The sequence below is a fragment of the Kitasatospora sp. NPDC048722 genome, assembly GCF_040650235.1.
GTDB lineage: Bacteria > Actinomycetota > Actinomycetes > Streptomycetales > Streptomycetaceae > Kitasatospora.
The window spans coordinates 1-16989 of sequence record NZ_JBEZGX010000036.1 but is presented as its reverse complement, the minus strand read 5'-3'; the positions used below and the strand labels follow the sequence as shown (position 1 = coordinate 16989).

Below are 16989 nucleotides of genomic sequence, written 5' to 3'. Positions count from 1 at the left end.
AACGCCGCAGGACCAGACCGAGGAGAGACCCCGTGAGCGACCTTCGCACGCTGCGCAACTACATCAACGGTGAGTTCGTCGACGCGGCAGACGGCCGCACGCTCGACATCGTCGACCCGACCACCGGCGAGGTCTACGCGACGTCCCCGCTGTCCGGTGCCGCGGACGTCGACGCCGCGATGGCCTCGGCCGCCGCCGCCTTCCCGGTCTGGCGCGACGCCACCCCGAGCACCCGCCAGAAGCTGCTCCTGAAGATCGCCGACGCCGTCGAGGCGCGCGCCGACGAGATCGTCGACGCCGAGGTGCGCAACACCGGCAAGCCCCGCGCGCTGACCCTCTCCGAGGAGATCGGCCCGATGGTGGACCAGATCCGCTTCTTCGCCGGCGCCGCCCGCCTGCTGGAGGGCAAGGCCGCCGGCGAGTACATGGACGGGATGACCTCGATCATCCGCCGCGAGCCGGTCGGCGTCTGTGCCCAGGTCGCGCCGTGGAACTACCCGATGATGATGGCCGTCTGGAAGTTCGCCCCGGCGATCGCCGCGGGCAACACCGTCGTGCTGAAGCCCTCGGACACCACCCCGGCCTCCACCGTGCTGCTGGCCGAGATCATCGGCGGCATCCTCAAGGACCTGGAGCTGCCGGCCGGCGTCTTCAACGTCATCTGCGGCGACCGCGAGACCGGCAAGCTGATGGTCGAGCACCGCACCCCGGCGATGGCCTCCATCACCGGTTCCGTCCGGGCCGGCATCCAGGTCGCCGAGTCGGCCTCCAAGGACGTCAAGCGCGTGCACCTGGAGCTGGGCGGCAAGGCCCCGGTCGTGGTGTTCGAGGACGCCGACATCGCCGAGGCCGTCGAGGGCATCTCGGTGGCGGGCTTCTTCAACGCCGGCCAGGACTGCACCGCCGCCACCCGCGTGCTGGTGCACGACTCGATCCACGACGCCTTCGTCGAGGCGCTGGCCAAGGCCGCGGCGGAGACCAAGACCGGCGGCGTGGACGACGAGGACGTGCTGTACGGCCCGCTGAACAACGCCAACCAGCTGAAGCAGGTGGCCGGCTTCATCGAGCGGCTGCCCGCCCACGCCAAGGTCGAGACCGGTGGCCACCGGGTCGGCGAGCAGGGCTACTTCTACGCGCCGACCGTCGTCTCCGGCCTCGAGCAGGACGACGAGATCATCCAGAACGAGGTCTTCGGCCCGGTCATCACCGTGCAGCGGTTCACCGACGAGGACCAGGCCGTCGAGTACGCCAACGGCGTCGAGTTCGCGCTGGCCTCCTCGGTGTGGACCAAGGACCACGCCCGCGCCATGCGGATGTCGCGCCGCCTGGACTTCGGCTGCGTGTGGATCAACACCCACATCCCGCTGGTCGCCGAGATGCCGCACGGCGGCTTCAAGAAGTCCGGCTACGGCAAGGACCTCTCGGCCTACGGCTTCGAGGACTACACCCGTGTGAAGCACGTCATGACCGCGATCTGAGCGGGTCGTGACCGTCCGGCGCAGGATGACCGCGATCTGAGCGGGTCGTGACCGTCCGGCGCAGGATGACCGCGATCTGATCAGTGGTGTGAACTGACAATGGGCCCGGGTCGATTCGATCCGGGCCCTGTGTCTTTGCACCCTGTCGGCCGTTCGCGTGACCGACTGACAAGATGAAACTGCACTTCGGGCACCGGACTCCCTAGCCTTACCGCATGAGCATCCCCACCGCTGACTCAGCCGCAGGCCAGGCCGTCAAGGCCGCCGACCGCGCGCACGTCTTCCACTCGTGGTCCGCCCAGGCGCTGATCGACCCCCTCGCGGTGGCCGGCGCCGAGGGCTCGTACTTCTGGGACTACGACGGGAACCGCTACCTCGACTTCTCCTCGCAGCTGGTGAACACCAACATCGGGCACCAGCACCCGAAGGTGGTCGCCGCGATCCAGGAGCAGGCGGCGAAGCTCTGCACGATCGCGCCCGGCTTCGCGGTCGAACCGCGCAGCGAGGCCGCCCGGCTGATCGCCGAGCGCACCCCCGGCGACCTGGACAAGATCTTCTTCACCAACGGCGGTGCCGAGGCCAACGAGAACGCCATCCGACTGGCCCGGCTGCACACCGGCCGGCAGAAGGTGCTCTCCACCTACCGCTCGTACCACGGCGCCACCGCCAACGCGATCGCCCTCACCGGCGACCCGCGCCGCTGGGCCAACGACACCGGCGTCTCCGGCGTGGTGCACTTCTGGGGCCCGTACGCCTACCGCTCCAACTTCCACGCCGAGAACGAGGCGCAGGAGTGCGAGCGCGCGCTGGAGCACCTGGAGCAGGTGATCGCGTTCGAGGGGCCGGGCACGGTCGCGGCCGTCATCCTGGAGACCGTGGTCGGCACGGCCGGGATCCTGATCCCGCCGCCGGGCTACCTCGCCGGGGTGCGGGAGATCTGCGACCGGTACGGGATCGTGTTCATCCTCGACGAGGTGATGGCGGGCTTCGGCCGGACCGGCGAGTGGTTCGCCGCCGACCACTGGGGTGTCACCCCGGACCTGCTGACCTTCGCCAAGGGCGTCAACTCCGGCTACGTGCCGCTCGGCGGCGTGGCGATCAACGCCGCGATCGCCGCCGACTTCGACGAGCGCCCCTTCCCCGGCGGGCTCACCTACTCCGGCCACCCGCTGGCCTGCGCCTCCGCCGTCGCGACCATCAACGCGATGGCCGAGGAGCGCATCGTCGAGCACGCCAAGCACATCGGCGACACCGTGCTCGGCCCCGGCCTGCGCGAGCTGGCCGATCGGCACCCCTCGATCGGCGAGGTGCGCGGCCTCGGCGTGTTCTGGGCGCTGGACCTGGTCAAGAACCGCGAGACCCGCGAGCCGCTGGTGCCCTACAACGCCGCCGGCGCCGCCAACGCCCCGATGGGCGAACTGGCCGCGGCCTGCAAGCAGCGCGGGCTCTGGCCGTTCGTCAACATGAACCGCCTCCACGTCGTCCCCCCGTGCACCGTCACGGAGGAGGAGGCCAAGACCGGCCTCGCGGTGCTCGACGAGGTGCTGTCGCTCGCCGACGCGCACACTGTCTGACGTAACGAATCGGACGGCCCCGGGTGCCTCGGTGCGCCCGGGGCCGTCCCACGCTCCGGAGGCCCCACCATGCCCAGCACCACCACGCCCCGACGTCCGTTGAACTCCCGTGCGCTGCGCCGACGTTCGGTGCTCGGCGGCGGGGCCGCGCTGCTCGGTGCCGGCGCGCTGAGCGGCTGCGGCATCCCGTCCGCGTACGTGGCCGAGGACCGCCGCTCGGCGCCGGACCGTTCGGAGGCCGACCGGCGGATGGCGTTCTCCAACTGGACGCAGTACATCGACGTCGACGACCAGGGCCGGCGGCCGACGCTCGACGCCTTCACCGAGAAGACCGGGATCGCGGTCACCTACACCGAGGACATCAACGACAACGACGAGTTCTTCGGCAAGATCAGCCCGGTGCTCACCGAGGGCGCCGATCCCGGCCGGGACCTCATGGTGATCAGCGACTGGATGGCCGGGCGGTACGTCTCGCTCGGCTGGGTGCAGGCCATGGACCGGGCCAACCTGCCCAACGTCACGGCGAACCTCGACCCGCAGCTCGCCCGGCCGGCCTTCGACCCCGGGCGCCGGCGCAGCGTGCCGTGGCAGTCCGGGATCACCGGCATCGCGTACAACCGCAAGGCCCTCGGCCGCGAGCTCAAGTCGACGGCGGACCTGTGGGCGCCGGACCTCAAGGGCCGGGTGACGCTGTTCGCCGGGCTGGACGAGGCGCTCGGGCTGCTCATGCTCTCCCAGGGCGCCGACATCTCCCGGTTCACCGACGACGACGCGCACCGCGCGATGGACCTTGTGCAGAGGATGGTCGACAACGGCCACGTCCGCCGCTTCACCGGCAACGACTACACCAGCGACCTCGCCTCCGGCGCCGCGCTGGCCTGCCAGGCGTACTCCGGCGACGCCGTCCAGCTCACCGCCGGGAACCCGGACATCGCGTTCCTCGTGCCGGAGGAGGGCGCCGAGCTGTGGGCGGAGAGCCTGATGATCCCCAACCGGGCGGAGCACAAGCGCAACGCCGAGCTGCTGATCGACTACTACTACCAGCCCGAGGTGGCCGCCGAACTCGCCGCCGCCGTCCAGTACATCTGCCCGGTGCCGGCCGCGCGCGAGGTCCTCGCGGCGAGCGGCGACAAGGACAAGGCCGAGCTGGCGGAGAACCCGCTGGTCTTCCCCACCGACGAGATGCGCGCCCGGCTGCGCACCATGCGCGACGTCACCTCGGCCGAGCGGCCCGCGCTGCACAAGGTCTGGGGGCGCATCACCGGGGTCTGAGGTTCACCGGCGGACGGCGTCGAGGGCGAGCAGCGCCACGTGCAGGGAGAGGCAGGACTCGACCTGGTCGAGGTCGACGCCGAGGATCCGCTCGACCTTGTGCAGCCGGTCGTAGAACGACGGCCGGGACAGGTGCGCGGCGTCGGCCGCGGCGGACTTGTTCCGGCCCTGCTCCAGGTAGATCCGCAGCATCTGCACCAACTGGCCGTTGTGCTCGGCGTCGTGGGCGAGCAGCGGGCCAAGCTCGCGCTCGACGTAGGTCTGCAGCCGGGCGTCGTCGCGCAGGAGGTGCAGGAGACCGCGCAGGCGCACGTCGGGTAGCCGGTAGTAGGACGACGTCCGGGCGCCGGGCGCGTCGTGCAGGGCCGCGTCGGCGACCTGGGTGGCCTCCAGCAGGGTGCGCCGGGCGTCGCGGACCGAGCCGACCGAGGAGCCGACCGCGACCACCGGTTCCGGCCCGGGGGAGGCGTCGCGCGCTGCCTCCGCCGCCATCCGGCGCAGCGCGGCCGAGAAGGCGTCCAGCGCGGCGTGCTCGTCCTGCTGCGTACCGAGGGCGATCAGGACGCCGACGCCCTCGTCGTCCAGCGCGCCGACCAGGGCCGACAGCCGGCAGGCCCGGACGGCGCCGGCGGCCAGCTCGGTGAAGTCGCGCAGCCGGGCCTGCGCCTCCAGGGCGGCCGGGATCGGCCCGCGCCGCTGCCGCAGCACGACGCCGACCAGCCGGCGGCCCTCCAGCGGGACGCCGAGCGCCTGCGCGCGCAGGGCGGCCTCGGAGACGGTCAGCGCGTGGGTGAGGATGCCGGACAGCAGGGTGCGGTGGGTCTGCCGCTCCAGGCTCTCCCGGTCGCGCACCACGAGCCGGTTGAGCGCGAGGGCGGAGGCGCCGCGCTCCAGCAGCATGGCGTGCGGGTGCGCCTCGCCGGCGGGCAGTTCGCCGGGCTCCTGGACGAGCACGAGCCGTCCCCAGTCCTGGCCGCGCGCGCCGACCGTGGTCACCAGCCAGCCGCTGCGCGGGTCGTGGCCGGTGCGGCCGGGCGGGCGCACCCCGCGCGAGCGGCGCTCCCAGTCCTCCAGCAGCTCGGCCTCCGGGCGGCCGGCGGCGTCGTGCGCCAGCACCTGGTGGGCGAGGTTCTCCAGGACGACGGGCGCGCCGGCGATCCGGGCCACCTGGCGGATGACCTCGGGGGGTTCGGCGCCCTCGACGACCAGCTCGTTGAACACCTGGTGGACGGCCTCGGAGGCGCGCAGCTGGTCGAGCTGGGCGTTGACGACCAGGGCATGGACGGCCTCGGTGACGGCGACGAAGCGCAGCTCGCGGCGCAGCGCGATCAGCGGCAGGCCGCGCTGTTCGGCGGCGTGCACCAGGGCTCGGGGGAGCGTGTCGAAGTAGCGCCGGCCGAACTCGATGACCAGCCCGGCGACGCCGACCTCGGCCAGCTCGCGGACGTAGCGGGCGAGTCCCTCGCGGTCCTCGGGCAGCGCGATGCCGGTGGTGAGCACCAGCTCGCCGCCGCGCAGCATCCCGGCGACGTCGGGCAGCTCGCTGACGTGGACCCAGCGGACCGGCCGCTCCAGGTGGTCGGCGCCGGCGACGACCTGGGGCAGGCCGCGCCGCATCACCTCCAGGTCGAGCACGCGGGCGACGGTGGGGAGCATCGCGAGGGCCTCCAGAGCTCCTAGGGGATCCACAGTGTCAGGTAAATCATCCTGCTCACGACGAACTGTTGGGCTGTTCGGCACCTTGCAGGTTGTAAGGCCCTTCGTGTCGAGACTGTCGGAGTGACCCTTGTCACGCCGTCGCGGCAGCGGGCATGGTCAGCGGGTCGGCTGTGGCGAAGATCCGGACTCCGGAATCCGTCGCGTCAGCAGGCAAGAGGCAGTGGAACGCCCTGCCCGGGGAACGTCGCACTGCCGGAACCGGCACTTGGAGGAACCAGATGGACCTGACCGACTTCGGCGCCGGCGCGCAGTACATCGCCGGCCGGCAGAGCCGGGGGAACGGCGAGCCTTTCCAGATCGTCAACCCCGCGGACGGCAGCGTGGTCGAACAGGTCGCCCTGGCCACCACCGCGGAGGTCGACGCGGCCGTGGCCGCCGCCCGGGCCGCGCTCCCCGGTTGGGCCGCGGCGACCCCCGGGGCCCGCGCCGAGGCGCTGAACCGGCTGGCCGCCGTCCTCACCCGGGCCGGCGACGACCTCGCCCGGGTGGAGACCGCGCAGACCGGCAAGCCCGTCCGGCTGGCCACCGAGTTCGACGTGCCCGGCACCATCGACAACGCCGCCTTCTTCGCCGGGGCCGCGCGCAACCTGGAGGGCAAGGCGGCCGGCGAGTACTCCGGGGACCACACCTCGTACGTGCGGCGCGAGCCGGTCGGCGTCGTCGGCTCGGTCTCGCCGTGGAACTACCCGTTGCAGATGGCCGCCTGGAAGATCCTCCCGGCGATCGCGGCCGGCAACACGATCGTGCTCAAGCCGGCCGAGCTGACGCCGCTGACCTCGCTGATGTTCGCGAGGGCGTGCACCGAGGCCGGGATCCCCGACGGCGTCGTCAACGTCGTCACCGGTGCCGGGCGCACGGCCGGCGAGCACCTCGTCTCGCACCCGGACGTCGCGATGGTGTCCTTCACCGGCTCCACCGCGGTCGGGCGCAGGGTCGCCGAACTCGCCGTCGCGGGCGTCAAGCGCACCCACCTCGAACTCGGCGGCAAGGCCCCGTTCGTGGTGTTCGACGACGCCGACCTCGACGCGGCCGTGCACGGCGCGGTCGCCGCGTCGCTGATCAACGGCGGCCAGGACTGCACCGCCGCAACCCGCGCGTACGTCCAGCGCCCCCTGTACGACGCGTTCGTGGCCGGCGTCGCCGAGCTGTACGCCGCCGTCCGCGTCGGCGACCCGCTGGACCCCCGCACGGACCTCGGCCCGCTGGTCTCGTACACCCACCGGGACCGCGTGGCCGCCTTCGTCGAGCGCGCCCGCGCGTACGCCACCGTCGTCACCGGCGGCCGGATCCCCGCCAGGGGCCACGACGGCACCGACCTCACCCGCGGCGCCTACTACCCGCCGACCCTCGTCACGGACGCCGCCCAGGACAGCGAGATCGTGCAGGGCGAGGTCTTCGGCCCGGTACTGGTCGTGCTGCCCTTCGACACCGACGACCAGGGCCTGCGGCTGGCCAACGACACCCCCTACGGCCTGGCCGCCTCCGCCTGGACCACCAACGTCCACCGCTCGCTGCGCGCCACCCGGGAGATCGCCGCCGGGTGCGTGTGGGTCAACGACCACATCCCGATCATCAGCGAGATGCCGCACGGCGGCTACAAGGCCTCCGGCTACGGCAAGGACATGTCCCAGTACTCGCTGGACGAGTACACGCAGGTCAAGCACGTCATGTTCGACACCACCGCGGTGGCCCGCAAGGACTGGCACCGCACCGTCTTCGGCGACAGATGACCCCCGGCCGGCGGGTGCCCCCACACCCCCGACTTCCCCCAGGAGGCCCGTTCCATGGCGTTCAACGAGCTCACCGACGGTCTGCCCGAACCGGTCCGAAGGGCCTGGGAACGCAGCCTGGCCGGCGGCAGGGCCGCGATCGGCCGCCGCACCCTGCTGCGTGCCGCCGCGCTGACCGCCGGGGCCGGCACCCTGGCCGCCTGCGGCATCCCGGCGGCTCCCCGGGTGAGCGGCGATTCGAGCGCCAACGCGGCCGAGGACCACTCGGCCGGCGAGAAGGAGGTCGCGTTCTCCAACTGGCCGCTCTACGTGGACACCGACGAGAAGGACAAGCAGAAGCACGGCACCCTGGACGCCTTCACCGCGGCCACCGGGATCACGGTGAAGTACACCGAGGACGTCAACGACAACGTCGAGTTCTTCGGCAAGATCAAGCCGCAGCTGGCGTCCGGCCAGGACACCGGCCGCGACCTGGTGGTGCTCACCGACTGGATGTGCGGCCGGCTGATCCGGCTCGGCTGGGCGCAGAAGCTGGACCCGGCCAACGTCACCACCGCCATCACCAACGTCGAGGCGCGCTTCCGCGCCCCTGACTGGGACCCGGGGCGGCTCTACACCTACCCGTGGGCCGGCATCCAGGTCGTCGTCGCCTACAACAAGAAGGCCACTAAGGGGAAGGAGGTCACGAGCGTCTCCCAGCTGCTCGACGACCCCGAGCTCAAGGGCCGGGTGACCTTCCTGTCCGAGATGCGCGACACGATCGGGATGGTCCTGCTCGACATGGGCAAGGACCCGGCGAAGTTCACCGCCGACGACTACGCCGCCGCGATCGCCCGGCTGCAGAAGGGCGTCGACGACAAGCAGATCCGCCGCTTCACCGGCAACGACTACGGCCAGGAGCTCTCCTCGGGCGACATCGCCGCGTGCGTCGCGTGGGGCGGCGACCTGATCCAACTCCGCGCCGACAACCCGGACATCGAGTTCGTCATCCCCGAGAAGGGCTACGTCGCCTCGACCGACAACCTGCTGGTGCCGGCCCGGGCGCGGCACAAGGCGAACGCGGAAAAGCTGATCGACTTCTACTATCAGCCCAAGATCGCGGCGCAGCTGGTCGCGGGCATCGGCTACGTCTCGGCCGTCACCGGGATGAAGGACGAGCTCGCCACGCTCGCCCCGGACACCGCGGCCAACCCGCTGGTCGTCCCCACCCCCGAGATGGCGACGAAGGCGCACGTGTTCCGCACCCTCACCGAGAGCGAGGAGAGCGACTTCGAGGAGAAGTTCTCCAAGCTCATCGGTGCCTGACCAGCCCCCGGCCGAGACCGCAGAAACCAGGAAGACACCCCAGATGACAGACCAGCAGCGCGACGCGGCCGGCGGCGACGTCCGCCTCACCGGCATCGGCAAGACCTACGGTCCCTTCACCGCCGTCCACCCGCTCGACCTGACCGTGCCCCAGGGCTCCTTCTTCGCCCTGCTCGGCGCCTCCGGCTGCGGCAAGACCACCACCCTGCGCATGATCGCCGGGCTGGAGGAGCCCACCAGCGGCACCGTCCTGATCGGCGGCCAGGACGTCACCGCCCTGCCCCCGTACAAGCGCCCGGTCAACACGGTCTTCCAGAGCTACGCGCTCTTCCCGCACCTCGACATCTTCGAGAACGTCGCCTTCGGCCTGCGGCGGCGCGGGAAGAAGGACGTGAAGAAGCAGGTCGAGGAGATGCTCGAACTCGTCGAACTCGGCCCGTACGCGCGGCGCAAGCCGCACCAGCTCTCCGGCGGCCAACAGCAGCGCGTCGCCGTCGCCCGCGCCCTGATCAACCACCCGCAGGTGCTGCTCCTCGACGAGCCGCTCGGCGCCCTCGACCTCAAGCTCCGCCGCCAGATGCAGCTGGAGCTCAAGCGGATCCAGACCGAGGTCGGCATCACCTTCGTCCACGTCACCCACGACCAGGAGGAGGCCATGACGATGGCCGACACCATCGCGGTGATGAACGGCGGCCGGGTCGAGCAACTCGGCGCCCCCGCCGACCTGTACGAGAACCCCGCCACCACCTTCGTGGCCAACTTCCTCGGGCAGTCCAACCTGCTGCCCGCCGAGGTGACCGGCGGCGAGGGCGGCGACCTGCTGCTCACCGTGGCCGGCGCCCGGCTCGCCGTGCCGAAGGCGCGCTGCTCCACCGGGTCCCGGCAGGTCCACCTCGGCGTCCGGCCCGAGAAGATCACCATCGAGCACGGCTCGGCCGAGGTCGCCGACGGGCGCAACCGGCTGGCCGGCACCGTCCTCGACTCCAGCTTCATCGGCGTCTCCACCCAGTACGTCGTGCGCACCGACGGCGGCCAGGAGGTGACGGTCTTCGAGCAGAACATGGAGCGCGACGCCCGGATCGTCCCCGGCGCCCCCGTCGTCCTGCACTGGAACCCGGCCCACTCCTTCGCCCTCGACGCCGCGCAGGCGATCGACGCGGGCACCGCGGAGGAGGCCGCGTGACCGCCACCGCCCCGGCCGCCGCGATCCCGCTGAAGGAACCCGGACCGAAGCCGAAGCGCAAGCTCACCCCGTACTGGCTGCTGCTGCCCGGCATAGCCTGGCTGGTCGTCTTCTTCGCCGTGCCGATGCTGTACCAGGCGTCCACCTCGTTGCAGACCGGCTCGCTCGAAGCGGGCTTCAAGGTCACCTGGCACGTCTCGACGTACTGGGACGCCCTGGTCGAGTACAAGTGGCACTTCGTCCGCTCGTTCTCCTACGCCGCCGTCGCCACCGTGCTCTGCCTGGTCATCGGCTACCCGCTCGCCTACACGATCGCGTTCAAGGCGAGCCGGCGGTGGCGCAACGTCATCCTGATCCTGGTGATCGCGCCGTTCTTCACCAGCTTCCTGATCCGCACGCTCGCCTGGAAGACGATCCTGTCCGACGGCGGCCCGGTCGTCGGCGCGCTGAACGCGCTGCACGTCCTGGACGTCACCAACGCGCTCGGGCTCACCTCCGGCGACCGGGTGCTGGCCACGCCGCTCGCCGTGGTCTGCGGCCTGACCTACAACTTCCTGCCGTTCATGATCCTCCCGCTGTACACCTCGCTGGAGCGGATCGACCCGCGCCTGCACGAGGCCGCCGGCGACCTCTACGCCCGGCCGTTCACCACCTTCCGCAAGGTGACCTTCCCGATCTCGCTGCCGGGCGTCGTCGCGGGCACGCTGCTCACCTTCATCCCGGCGTCCGGCGACTACATCAACGCGCAGCTGCTGGGCTCGCCGAGCGAGCAGATGGTCGGCAACGGCATCCAGAAGCAGTTCCTGAACGTGCTCGACTACCCGACGGCCGCCGCGCTGAGCTTCATCCTGATGGCGCTGATCCTGGTCATGGTGACGGTCTACATGCGCAAGGCCGGGACGGAGGAGCTGGTCTGATGTCCCGCATCTTCACGTGGATCCGCGCCCACCTGGTCGTGCTGGCCGGGCTGGCGGCGCTCGCCTACCTGGTGCTGCCGAACCTCGTGGTGCTCGCGTTCTCGTTCAACAAGCCGGTGGGCAAGTTCAACTACGAGTGGAACGAGTTCTCCACCGACGCCTGGACCAATCCCTGCGGCGTGGCCGACATGTGCCAGTCGCTGTCGCTCAGCCTGCGGATCGCGGTGCTCGCCACCATCGGCGCGACCGTCCTCGGCACCATGGTCGCCTTCGCCCTGGCCCGCTACCGCTTCCGCGGCCGCGCCGCCACCACGGCGATGATCTTCCTGCCGATGGCCATGCCCGAGGTCGTCATGGCCGCCTCGCTCGGCACGCTGTTCCTCAACATGCGCATCCCGTTCGGCTTCACCACGATCCTCATCGCGCACATCATGTTCTGCCTCAGCTTCGTGGTGACGGCGGTCAAGGCGCGCGTGATGAGCATGGACCCGCGACTCGAACAGGCCGCCCAGGACCTCTACGCGACCCCCGTCCAGACCTTCCTCCGGGTCACGCTGCCGCTGGCCGCCCCCGGCATCGCGGCGGGCGCGCTGCTCAGCTTCGCGCTCTCCTTCGACGACTTCATCATCACCCAGTTCAACTCGGGCCCGACCACGGTCACCTTCCCGATGTTCGTCTGGGGCGCCTCGCAGCGCGGCATCCCGGTGCAGGTGAACGTCATCGGCACCGCGATGTTCATCGCCGCCGTCGCGCTGACCGTCGGCGGGCAGTGGCTCGGCAACCGCCGGAAGGCCACCGCCTGACGCAGGCCCGGCCACCGCTGACGCGGGTCCGGACCGCGGTGGCCCGTCAAACCATCACCTATCCGTGGAAAGTGGCTGATAATGCATGGACTCCGCCCGCGCACTCAGTGACGCCAGGCCCACCCCCTTCTGGCTGGAGGACCCCGGCCGGCCCGCGGCGCAGCCCGCCCTGGTCGGCGACACCGTCTGCGACCTCCTGGTCGTCGGCGGCGGCTACTCCGGCCTGTGGACCGCGCTCATCGCCAAGGAGCGCGACCCCTCGCTGGACGTCGTCCTGGTCGAGGGGCACGAGGTCGGGTGGGCCGCGTCCGGGCGCAACGGCGGCTTCTGCGCGGCCAGCCTCACCCACGGCTTCGGCAACGGCCTGCAGCGCTGGCCCGCCGAACTCGCGCAGCTGGAACGCCTCGGCGCCGCCAACCTCGACGGCATCGAGGACACCCTCAAGCGCTACGGCATCGACGCCGAGTGGGAGCGCACCGGCGAGATCGACATCGCCACCCAGCCCCACCAGGTCGAGGAACTGCACGAGATCGCCGAGGCCGTGCGCGCGTACGGCCTCGACCTCACCGTCCTCGACGCCGACGCGCTGCGCGCCGAGGTGGACTCGCCGACCTTCCTCGGCGGGCTCTGGGACCGCGAGGGCGTGGCCATGGTCCACCCCGCCAAGCTCGCGTGGGGCCTCAAGGCGGCCTGCCTCGGCCAGGGCGTGCGGATCTTCGAGCACACCCGGGCCACCGACCTGCGCGAGTACGGCAGCGGCACCGCCGTCCGCACCCCGTACGGCCGGGTGTTCGCGCGCCGGGTCGCCCTCGGCACCAACGCGTTCCCGTCGCTGGTCAAGCGCGTGCGTCCGTACGTCGTCCCGGTGTACGACTACGCGCTCATGACCGAGCCGCTCGACGCGGAGCAGCTCGCCGCGATCGGCTGGAGCGGGCGGCAGGGGCTCAGCGACAGCGCCAACAAGTTCCACTACTTCCGGCTCTCCGCCGACAACCGCATCCTGTGGGGCGGCTACGACGCGGTCTACCACTACGGCGGACACGTCCGGCACGAGTACGACCAGCGGCCGGAGACCTTCCGGACCCTGGCGCACAACTTCTTCCGCTGCTTCCCGCAGCTGGAGGGTCTGCGCTTCACGAACGCGTGGGGCGGTGCCATCGACACCTGCAGCCGGTTCTCGGCCTTCTTCGACACCGCGTACGGCGGCCGGGTCGCCTACGCGGCCGGCTACACCGGCCTCGGCGTCGGGGCCACCCGCTTCGGCGCCGAGGTGATGCTCGACCTGCTCGCGGGCGAGCGGACCGAGCGCACCTCGCTGGAGATGGTGCGCCGCAAGCCGCTGCCGTTCCCGCCTGAGCCGGTCCGCTGGGCCGGCATCGAGATCACCACCCGTTCCCTGCAGCGCGCGGACCGCAACGGCGGGCACCGCAACCTGTGGCTGCGCACGTTGGACCGATTGGGGCTCGGTTTCGACAGCTGACCCCGGCATCCACGGTTTTCCGTCCGAGTCGGTGTAAGAGAGACCCGCCGTCCACCTCTCCTTGGTGGCGGCGGGTCTCGGCATCCCCGCCGCGCCCTGAACGGTACGAGCGGCACGAAGCGGGGACAGACATGGAGAGCACCGGACTGCACTGGCTCGCCCAGGCGGCACCCGACCCGGAGGGCTTCCGGGCACAGTGGGAACGCACCGGACTGGGGTTGATGCTGCTGCCCGCCGGCCGCCGCTGGGACGTCCTTTCCGTCCAGGCCCGGCTCGGACGCCCGGCCCTGGACATCCTCGACGGCGGCTTCTGCGGGCCGGCCCTCGCCGACTTCGGGGACGAGCACGTCAGCTTCCTCGTCCCCGTCGGCACCGCCGCCCGCTGGGTCGGCACCGGAGTGCGGTGCGCGGGGGAGGGCACCTGGATCGTCGTCCCGCACCCCGAGCGCAGCAGTCGGGGGGTGCGCTGGCTGGTCCCGCCCGACGGATCCGGACGGCTCAACGACCCGGTGCTGCTGGAGCTGGCGCTCCACGAGGCCGCCGCGGGACTCAGCGACTGGTGACGGGCGCCGCCCGGCGGCCCCGCGCCCCGGCCGGTGGCGCGGGGGAGGGACGGTCGCGGCAGACTGGAGGCGTGACCACCGCCCCGGACGCGCTCGACCCCGTCCTCCGACCGGGCCCGGCCCAGCTGCGGCTCGCCGAACTGGCCGCGCCCCTCTGCGACCGGTACGGGCTCGCGCTGGCCGGCGGCCACGCGCTGCGCGCCCACGGTGTGGCGGCCTGTGACCAGGACGGGCTCACCCTGGTGGCAGGCGGCGCGGAGCAGGGCGCCGCCGGACTGCCGGAGGTGGCCGCCGTGCTCGCCGCCGCCTTCCGCGCGGCGGGCGGCGAGGCCACCGAGCGGCCCGGCACACCGCGGCTCGAACAGCTCGCCGTCCGGCTCGGGCTCGGAGGGCGGACCCACTCGGTCGAACTGCGCAAGGAGCCGCTCGCGCACCGGGCGGTCCGGCTCGTGCTCGGGGCCGGCGCGGCGGGGGAGTCCGGCGTGTCCGCGGAGCCGCCGGTGCCGGTGGTCCTGCCGGTCGTGGCCCTGGAGGACGCGGCGGCGCTGACCACCGCGTTGCTCGTCGACCGGGGCATGCCGCGCGACCTGATCGACGTCCACGCGCTCACCGCCAACTACCGACCCGGTGAACTCGTGGCGCTGGCGAGCGCGCTGGACAACGACTTCCAGCCGACGGCGCTCGCCGAGCGGCTGGAGACGCTGGCCGAGGCGGCGGACGGCCGGTTCCGCGCCCGGGGCTTCGCCGCGGACGCGGTGGCCGGGCTGAAGCGGTGGGCGCTGGAGTGGGCGCAGGACCTGCGGCTGGACCTGCTGGAGACGCAAGAGGCGGCCGACGGGCTGCACGACCCGTACCTGGAGGACCCCGAGCTGGTCGACACCGCGGATCTGGACGACCTGCCCGACGAGGGCTGAGCGGCCCGCCGCCGCGGTCGGGTTCCCCCGTCCGGCCGAGCGACCGGACGACCTGTAAGGCTGAATCCCGGATCCCCGTCAGCCTGTTCGTTGAGGCCGGGCCCGGCGGCGACCAGACTGGGTGACGAGCGCGGTAGCCCCGTGATTCCCGTCGCCCGGCCCATTCGCGGGCGGCGCCAGACAAGGGACCGGCGGCAGGACGCCGCCCGGGACTTCGGAGGCAGACGGACCTTGAGCAAGCACATCACCCACTGGATCGGCGGCGAGCCCGTCGCCACCGCCGGCGCGGCCCCCCGCCGTGGCGACCTCTTCGACCCCGCCACCGGCCAGGTCACCGGCCAGGTCGACTTCGCCGGGATCGCCGAGGTCGACCAGGCCGTGGCCGCCGCGGCCTCGGCCTTCGCCGACTGGCGCACCGCCTCGATCGCCAGGCGCACCACGGTGCTCTTCGCCTTCCGCGAGCTGCTCAACGCCCGCCGCGACGAGCTGGCCCGGATCATCGTGTCCGAGCACGGCAAGGTCCACTCCGACGCGCTCGGCGAGATCGCCCGCGGTCTGGAGGTCGTCGAGTACGCCTGCGGCATCCCGCAGCTGCTCAAGGGCGGCTTCACCGAGCAGGCGTCCACCGGCATCGACGTCTACTCGATCCGCCAGCCGCTCGGCCCGGTCGCGATCATCTCGCCGTTCAACTTCCCGGCCATGGTGCCGATGTGGTTCTTCCCGCTCGCCATCGCGGCCGGCAACACCGTGGTGGTGAAGCCGTCCGAGAAGGACCCGTCCGCCGCGAACTTCCTCGCCGGGCTGTGGAAGGAGGCCGGGCTGCCGGACGGCGTCTTCAACGTCGTGCACGGCGACAAGGTGGCCGTCGACCGCCTGCTGGAGCACCCGGACGTCAAGTCCGTCAGCTTCGTCGGCTCCACCCCCATCGCCCGCTACGTCTACGAGACCGGCACCCGTTACGGCAAGCGCGTGCAGGCCCTCGGCGGCGCCAAGAACCACATGCTGGTGCTGCCGGACGCCGACCTCGACCTCGCCGCCGACGCGGCCGTCAACGCGGGCTTCGGCGCGGCCGGCGAGCGCTGCATGGCCGTGTCCGTGCTGGTCGCGGTCGACCCGGTCGGCGACGAGCTGGTCGACAAGATCAAGCAGCGGATGGCCCGGCTGAAGGTCGGCCCCGGCTGCAACGGCGACTCCGAGATGGGCCCGCTGGTCACCGGCGTCCACCGGGACAAGGTCACCTCCTACGTCGAGTCCGGCCTCGCCGACGGTGCCGAGCTCACCGTGGACGGCCGGAAGCACCCGATCACCGCCGAGGACGAGAACGGCGCCCCGACGGCGGACGGCTTCTGGCTCGGCCCGACGCTGTTCGACCGCGTGCAGCCCGGCATGTCCGTCTACAACGACGAGATCTTCGGCCCGATCCTCTCCGTCGTCCGGGTCTCCTCCTACGAGGAGGGCGTCGCCCTGATCAACGCCAACCCGTACGGCAACGGCACCGCCATCTTCACCAACGACGGCGGCGCGGCCCGGCGGTTCCAGTACGAGGTCGAGGTCGGCATGGTCGGCATCAACGTGCCGATCCCGGTCCCGGTCGCCTACTACTCCTTCGGCGGCTGGAAGGCCTCCCTGTTCGGCGACACCCACGCGTACGGCGCGGACGGCGTCCAGTTCTTCACCCGGGGCAAGGCCGTCACCCAGCGCTGGCTCGACCCGTCGCACGGCGGCATCAACCTGGGCTTCCCCACCAACAGCTGAGCCTCCGCTCCGCAGGACAGCCGGCCGGGCCCTTCCCCCCAGGGCCCGGCCGGCTCGTGTTCGGCCTCCGGTCGTACCCCGTCCCCCCGCGCCTTGCCCGTCGTTTGCATCGGGGAGCCGGAACGCGTAGAGTTCTTCGAGTTGCCTGACAGGGAGCACCGGACACGCATCGGCGCGGACGGTCCCGGGGCGGCCAATCCCCTGAAACACCACTTCCCGGTCCGGGCTGGTCCGCGTCTTGTCGCGGCTCGGTTCGTATTCGGCGTGCGCGTTTTATTGGATTGCGGTCGGACTTC

At 71.8% G+C, this 16989-nt stretch carries 13 protein-coding genes; 12 read left to right on the top strand and 1 reads right to left on the bottom strand.

From position 1 onward, the window contains the following. Nucleotides 1-32 precede the first annotated feature (32 nt). From AB0C76_RS24860 to AB0C76_RS24850, 3 genes are all read left to right on the top strand, one after another. Complete coding sequence (locus AB0C76_RS24860; protein WP_359969468.1) at nt 33-1478, top strand: gamma-aminobutyraldehyde dehydrogenase; 1446 nt, start codon at nt 33-35, stop codon at nt 1476-1478. Between the two features lie 215 nt (nt 1479-1693). Further along, nucleotides 1694-3052, top strand: coding sequence for an aspartate aminotransferase family protein (locus AB0C76_RS24855; protein ID WP_359969465.1), 1359 nt, complete (start codon nt 1694-1696; stop codon nt 3050-3052). 69 nt (nt 3053-3121) lie between these two features. After that, nucleotides 3122-4324, top strand: a complete 1203-nt coding sequence (locus AB0C76_RS24850; protein ID WP_359969462.1) for a spermidine/putrescine ABC transporter substrate-binding protein — start codon at nt 3122-3124, stop codon at nt 4322-4324. A 3-nt stretch (nt 4325-4327) separates the two neighbouring features. Here the strand turns inward: AB0C76_RS24850 and AB0C76_RS24845 are convergent, their stop codons facing one another. Beyond that, nucleotides 4328-5980, bottom strand: a complete 1653-nt coding sequence (locus AB0C76_RS24845) for a PucR family transcriptional regulator ligand-binding domain-containing protein (protein ID WP_359969459.1) — start codon at nt 5978-5980, stop codon at nt 4328-4330. 281 nt (nt 5981-6261) lie between these two features. Here AB0C76_RS24845 and AB0C76_RS24840 point away from each other — a divergent pair, with 281 nt between their 5' ends. From AB0C76_RS24840 to AB0C76_RS24800, 9 genes are all read left to right on the top strand, one after another. Beyond that, nucleotides 6262-7773, top strand: coding sequence for a gamma-aminobutyraldehyde dehydrogenase (locus AB0C76_RS24840; protein WP_359969457.1), 1512 nt, complete (start codon nt 6262-6264; stop codon nt 7771-7773). A gap of 54 nt (nt 7774-7827) precedes the next feature. Further along, nucleotides 7828-9078 carry a spermidine/putrescine ABC transporter substrate-binding protein gene (locus AB0C76_RS24835; RefSeq protein ID WP_359969454.1) on the top strand — a complete coding sequence of 417 codons (1251 nt, stop codon included), beginning with the start codon at nt 7828-7830 and terminating at the stop codon, nt 9076-9078. Between the two features lie 43 nt (nt 9079-9121). Next, on the top strand, nt 9122-10261 hold the full coding sequence (locus tag AB0C76_RS24830; protein WP_359969451.1) for an ABC transporter ATP-binding protein: 1140 nt from the start codon (nt 9122-9124) through the stop codon (nt 10259-10261). Further along, entirely contained in the window at nt 10258-11178 is a 921-nt protein-coding gene (locus AB0C76_RS24825; RefSeq protein WP_359969448.1) for an ABC transporter permease, read from the top strand. Before AB0C76_RS24830 ends, AB0C76_RS24825 begins: the two co-directional genes overlap by 4 nt. Beyond that, nucleotides 11178-11981 carry an ABC transporter permease gene (locus tag AB0C76_RS24820; RefSeq protein WP_359969445.1) on the top strand — a complete coding sequence of 268 codons (804 nt, stop codon included), beginning with the start codon at nt 11178-11180 and terminating at the stop codon, nt 11979-11981. The genes AB0C76_RS24825 and AB0C76_RS24820 overlap by 1 nt, the downstream gene beginning before the upstream one ends. Nucleotides 11982-12066: 85 nt before the next feature. Further along, nucleotides 12067-13461, top strand: a complete 1395-nt coding sequence (locus tag AB0C76_RS24815; protein WP_359969442.1) for an FAD-dependent oxidoreductase — start codon at nt 12067-12069, stop codon at nt 13459-13461. Nucleotides 13462-13592: 131 nt separating this feature from the next. Next, nucleotides 13593-14024, top strand: a complete 432-nt coding sequence (locus AB0C76_RS24810; protein ID WP_359969439.1) for a hypothetical protein — start codon at nt 13593-13595, stop codon at nt 14022-14024. A 71-nt stretch (nt 14025-14095) separates the two neighbouring features. Next, nucleotides 14096-14938: a hypothetical protein gene (locus AB0C76_RS24805; protein ID WP_359969436.1), complete on the top strand. Its 843-nt coding sequence runs from the start codon at nt 14096-14098 to the stop codon at nt 14936-14938. Between the two features lie 231 nt (nt 14939-15169). After that, on the top strand, nt 15170-16693 hold the full coding sequence (locus AB0C76_RS24800) for a CoA-acylating methylmalonate-semialdehyde dehydrogenase (protein ID WP_359969433.1): 1524 nt from the start codon (nt 15170-15172) through the stop codon (nt 16691-16693). Nucleotides 16694-16989 lie beyond the last annotated feature (296 nt).